This window comes from Actinomadura sp. KC216, from assembly GCF_004348535.1.
GTDB lineage: Bacteria > Actinomycetota > Actinomycetes > Streptosporangiales > Streptosporangiaceae > Spirillospora.
The window spans coordinates 1-3,784 of the sequence record NZ_SMJX01000516.1 but is presented as its reverse complement, the minus strand read 5'-3'; the positions used below and the strand labels follow the sequence as shown (position 1 = coordinate 3,784).

The window sequence follows — 3,784 nt, the reverse complement described above, 5'->3', positions numbered from 1 at the left end:
GGGTCAGGGCGAGTTTGCCTGTGGTGGCCCTTGCCTCCAGTTCGGTGAGCGCTTTGGGGCCCTCGGACAAGTCGTGCATGGTGGGCTCGGCGGGGCCCAGTACTCCGGCCGTGAGGAGGCCGAACAGTTCGCCCATGACTTCCCCGAAGATGTGCGGTGCGGACCGGATCAGGATGCCGATGTTCAGCCCCACGATATGGATCTGGTGCTTGTAGACGAGGTCCCAGTTGGTGATCGAGGCCTCGCCGCCGGCCAGGCCGTAGACGACGACGCGGCCCGTGACCCGCTTGGCCGCGGCGAGGCCGGCGTCCAGGGCGGGGCCTCCGGACGACTCCAGCACCAGGTCGGCGCCCGCACCCCCGGTCAGGGCCAGGACCTCGGCGGCGAGGTCGGCGGCGCGGGAGTCGATGACGTGGTCGGCGCCGAGCTCCCGGACGATCTCGTGCTTGCCCGGTGAGGCGGCCGCGATCACCGTCGCGCCGTAGTGCTTGGCCATCGTCACGGCGGCCTGGCCCGTCCCGCCGGCGGCGGCCTGGATCAGCACGGTCTGGCCTGCGGTGAGGCCGCCGAGCGGTTTGAGCGCCGCCAGCGCGGTGGGCCAGTTCACGACCAGGCCCAGCGCCTGCTCGTCCGTCCACCCCGCCGGTACGGGGAGCGCGGCGGGGACGGGCAGGAGCATGTACTCGGCGAAGGCGCCGCCTCCGATGGCGACGCCGATGACGTGGTCGCCGGGCTCCAGGCCGGAGACCCCCTCGCCGACGGCGACGACCTCCCCGGCGCCCTCGATGCCCGCCACGTACGGCGGTCGCGGGCCGCCCGCGAACGTGCCGCGGGACTGCGAGATGTCGACGAAGTTGACACCGGCGGCGGTGACCCGGACCAGGATCTCGCCCGGTCCCGGGCTCGGTACCGGCGCGTCGGGTCTCAGGCGAAGGTCCTGCGGGCCGTCCAGCGACGTCTGTCGCAGGGCGCGCATGGTGGACGGGATGCTCACGGCGGCCGCCTTCCCTATTTGTTTATCGAACGGCCAACAAATCGTGGCAGGGAACCGAGGCCCGGGTCAAGGTAAAGTTGATCGAACGACAAAGAAATCGCGGAGGGACGCCGGATGGCTGCACGCGGCAGGCCGCGCACGTTCGACCCCGACACCGCCCTGCGCACGGCGCTGGACCTGTTCTGGGAGCGGGGCTACGAGGGCACCTCGCTCAACGACCTCGCCCAGGCCATGGGGATCGCGTCGGCCAGCATCTACGCCTGCTTCGGCAGCAAGCGGGAGCTGTTCCGCCAGGTCATGGCCCTCTACGGCGCGACGTCGGGCGAGCGTCCCAGGCGCGCGCTGCGCGAGCACCCGACCACGCGCGCCGCGATGCACGCCATGCTGCGTGCCACCGCCGACGAGATCACCCGTCAGGACGCGCCGCACTACTGCATGCTCATCCTGGCCGCGCCGACCGGCGCCGAGGAGAACCACGAGGTCCGCGAGTTCCTGGCCGAGCTTCGGCGCGACATGCTCGCCGCGGTCAGGGAACGGCTCGTCCGCGGCGTCGAGGACGGCGACCTCGCCGTGCCGCCCGCCGCGCTCGACGGCATCGCCCGCTACTACACGACCGTGGTGCAGGGCCTGTCCGTCCAGGCCCGCGACGGCGCCACCCGTGACGAGCTGGAGGAGGTCATCACCTGCGCGATGGCCGCCTGGGACACGCTCACGTCAACACCGTCCTAGCTTCGAGCGACATATCGAACACCCGGGCATTCGCCGACCGGCCCCGCTTGGATGAAAGCGCGTCGCTCAGGCTGCCGATGCAGAAACGTGCATTGGGCGACGCTGTCGGCTCCGGTACGCGTGCTGACCGTTGTCGTTTCCGTCCAAGACGGCGCCGTGTCCGCGACCTAGAGTGAACCCCGGCAGCTCGCCAGATCGTGAGGAGAAACGTTATGCGTGACCTGGTCTACACCGGTTTCATGTCGCTCGACGGTGTTGTGGACTCGCCCGGCGGCGGGCCCGGGGAGGAGCACCGCAGCGGCGGCTGGGTGTTCAAGGACCTCGAGTTCGTCCCAGAAGCCTGGTCGCTGAAGGGCGAGGAGCTCGCCGACACGACGGCGCTGATGTTCGGCCGCCGCAGCTATGAGGCGTTCGCGCCGGTCTGGCGCGACTCGGAGGACCACGCCGCCTACAAGGAATTGCCCAAGTACGTGGTGTCGGCCACGCTGCCCGAGGACGCCCTCGTCGACGGGTGGGGGCCGACGACGATCCTGCGCTCGACCGAGGACGTCGTCGCGCTGAAGGAGGGCGAGGGCGGCGCGATCTTCATCCACGGGAGCGCGGAACTGGCCCGGGGGCTCTCGGATGAGGGCCTGATCGACCAGTACAACCTGCTCGTCTTCCCCGTCCTGCTCGGTGCCGGGAAGAGCCTGTTCGGGCGGGCCGACCGCGACAAGCAGATGCTGACGCTCCGGGAGTCGGAGAGCTACCCGAACGGGATCATGAAACTGGTCTACGAGGTCAAGCGCTGATCGACGTCGAGCGCTGATCCAGGTCCAGGCCGATCGGGCCGACGGCGCCCTCGCGCAACTGCCCGGCGGTCCGTCCGATGTAGGAGCGCAACGCCCTGGCCAGGTGCGGCTCGTCGAAGTAGTCGAGCTTGGCGACGACGTCGGCGGCCGGATCACCGGCCGCCAGCAACCCCGCCGCCGTGCGGGCCCGCTCGATCTGCCGGACGGCGCCCTGCGTCAGCCCGGTCGCGGCGCGGAACCGGCGTTCGACTGTACGCCCCGAGACGTCGGGGCGGTGACCGCGCAGCACCTCGGCGACGAGCGGGTCACGGGCCACGATCCCGGCCCGGACGAGACGCTCGACCAGGGCCTCGGCGTCGTCGGGGCCGGGTGTCTCCCAGCGCGCGCCGTCCAGCCGGAACGTGCGGCGCGTGGTATCGGGGAGCTCGAGGCCCGCGTTGACAAGCGCCGACGTGGGCACGGCCCGCAACGAGGTGCCCACCGCGAACTCGATGCCCGTGAAGTTCGCGCCCTCCGGCACCGGCGCCGTACCGGTCCGGGTTTCAGGGCCGGTGATGCTCGCGTACGCGCGGCCGTCGTGCTGCCAGAACACCAGACCCCAGCACACCGCTGCCACCGACGTCATCTCCGTGACCTGCTCGCTCGTGCAGGTCCAGACGGTGTCGACCCACGGCGAGTCGGACTGGCGCGTCCCGAAGCGCAGTTCCACGGCCGAAGGATACGCCGGTCTCTCGGGGGCAACGCGCATCATCAATCGCAAACCAGCACCAACCGCGCGACGTCAGTGGGTGCGCAGCGCGTAGAGGAGCAGGGCCACGGTCCGGCGGCGGAGGTCGTCGGGCGGGGTGGCGGCCAGGGCGCCGTGGGTGGTGGCGGTGAGGAGGGCCAGGAGGGAGACGTCAGGCGGCTGGCCAGGGGCCGACCGGTCGGCCTTGCGTCACGTAGTCGCGATACTCGTCGAGCAGCACCGCCGCGTTGACCCACCGGTCCGCAGGGGCGCCCAGTTCGCGTTGGGCGATCTCGATGGCCTCTTCGGCGGACGCTGCCGTGGCGATCGTCCGTCCGCCCTGGTCATCGCGGCGAGACCTCGACCTCGTACAACCGCACCCTGATGGGCTCGAATCTACGCGCGGGCCAGATGTGAGCCACCCTGAGCCTGCGGCGTCCGTTCTCCTCGAACGAGCCGAGCAACTGACCGATCCCCTGCCCCCGGCCGACGGCCCCGGCAGCGAACGACCTCGTGAGGTACCGCACCAACGCGATCATAGAG

At 70.9% G+C, this 3,784-nt stretch carries 4 protein-coding genes; 2 read left to right on the top strand and 2 right to left on the bottom strand.

The window, feature by feature from the left end:
* Positions 1-994, bottom strand: a 994-nt coding sequence (locus E1264_RS41295; RefSeq protein WP_132182823.1) for an NADPH:quinone oxidoreductase family protein, incomplete at its 3' end; no start/stop codon positions are given.
* 114 nt (positions 995-1,108) lie between these two features.
* On the opposite strand from E1264_RS41295, the gene E1264_RS41290 reads away from it, so the two are divergent.
* Both E1264_RS41290 and E1264_RS41285 read left to right on the top strand, forming a co-directional pair.
* Positions 1,109-1,723: a TetR/AcrR family transcriptional regulator gene (locus E1264_RS41290; protein ID WP_132182821.1), complete on the top strand. Its 615-nt coding sequence runs from the start codon at positions 1,109-1,111 to the stop codon at positions 1,721-1,723.
* Positions 1,724-1,935: 212 nt separating this feature from the next.
* The gene (locus E1264_RS41285; RefSeq protein WP_132182819.1) at positions 1,936-2,514 is read left to right on the top strand and encodes a dihydrofolate reductase family protein; all 579 of its coding nucleotides are present in this window, start codon (positions 1,936-1,938) and stop codon (positions 2,512-2,514) included.
* On the opposite strand, the gene E1264_RS41280 is transcribed toward E1264_RS41285, so the two are convergent.
* On the bottom strand, positions 2,504-3,223 hold the full coding sequence (locus tag E1264_RS41280) for a helix-turn-helix domain-containing protein (RefSeq protein ID WP_132182817.1): 720 nt from the start codon (positions 3,221-3,223) through the stop codon (positions 2,504-2,506). The genes E1264_RS41285 and E1264_RS41280 overlap by 11 nt on opposite strands.
* Positions 3,224-3,784 lie beyond the last annotated feature (561 nt).